The sequence below is a fragment of the Aurantimonas sp. A2-1-M11 genome (assembly GCF_036549475.1).
Lineage (GTDB): Bacteria > Pseudomonadota > Alphaproteobacteria > Rhizobiales > Rhizobiaceae > Aurantimonas.
Window position 1 is genome coordinate 1 of record NZ_JAZHLI010000194.1, and the last position, 1322, is coordinate 1322.

1 protein-coding gene is annotated in these 1322 nt (G+C 63.9%); it reads right to left on the minus strand.

Going from position 1 to position 1322, the window contains the following annotated elements:
- Window positions 1–908, minus strand: a 908-nt coding sequence (gene ltrA / locus VQ042_RS25580; RefSeq protein WP_331823048.1) for a group II intron reverse transcriptase/maturase, incomplete at its 3' end; no start/stop codon positions are given.
- Window positions 909–1322 lie beyond the last annotated feature (414 nt).

Below are 1322 nucleotides of genomic sequence, written 5' to 3' on the forward strand. Positions count from 1 at the left end.
GCGAAGGTTTCGGGTCGCTGATCGCCACGCTGGCGTCGAGTCATGGCCGCAAAACGCCCAAACTCGATCAACCGCGTCTTCTCCTCGTGGAGCTTCAGACCGAACCTGGCCAAACGCTCCTTGAGTTCGCTCATCATCTGCTGCGCATCCGCCGCCTTCTCAAAGCCCATCACGAAGTCGTCGGCGTAGCGCACGATCGATACTCGACCGCGTGCATGCCGACTTCGCCATTGATGAACCCAGAGATCGAGGACGTAGTGCAGGAAGATGTTGGCCAGCAGCGGACTGATTCCCGCACCCTGCGGCGTTCCCCTGTCCGTCTCATGCCACTCGCCGCTCTCCAGGATGCCGGCTTCGAGCCATGACCGGATCAACCGGAGGACCCTTGGGTCGGCAACCCTGTGCGCCACCATTCGCAGCAACCACTCGTGGTCGACCGAGTCGAAGAAGCTGCGGATGTCGGCATCGAGCACCCAGTTCACACGCTGGCTCATGATCGCCGTGTGCAACGACGTCAGTGCCTGGTGCGGATTCCGCCCCGGCCGGAAGCCGTAGGAGAAACCGAGGAAGTCGGCCTCGTAGATGGCGCTCAGCACCTCGGCCACCGCACCCTGGACGATCTTGTCCTCCAGGCTCGGAACGCCGAGAGGCCTGCGTCCGCCATCGGCTTTCGGGATATAAACGCGCCGGACCGGATGTGGTCGGTAGCGCCCGGTGTGGACCCTCGCACATAGATCCCGAAGATTGTTCTCCAGATCGTGCTCGTAATCCGCCACCATGATCCCATCGACTCCCGCACTCGCCCGCCGCTTCTGACGCCAGAAAGCCCGTTCGAGGGCCTCGACGTCGACGTGATGCAGCAGGGCGGTAAACCGGGTCTGGACGGCCCCGCGGGCCGCCGCGTTCACCCGTGCGAGCCCGGATGGAGGGGTGACCCGGCTCAGTGTCCGGCCCCTCTCCTGCTCGCCAGGGATCCTTCCGGGCTGGCCCCTTCCCTCGGCGCGTCTCGTTTCCTTCAACGGCGTCATCGGTACTACGAACCAGTCCGACTCCCGACCTCAGCTCGGATGGCAGCTCCGGCATAGCCTCGCCTCCATCCCCCGCCGCAGACCAATCCGGCGGACCCGGTCGGGCCTCTCATGTTCCGATGAATGCTATTCATGCGTGATGCGGCCTTCGACCCCGGCGAAGCGACACCATCTCGCGTAGCGATGGCGCACATGCTGCCTTCGTGAACGGGAACACACTCGGCCTTCGCGATCTTCCACATTTCGAGGCTCAATCCCGCACCCCACATGACCCCTGTCTACACTTCAGACCCC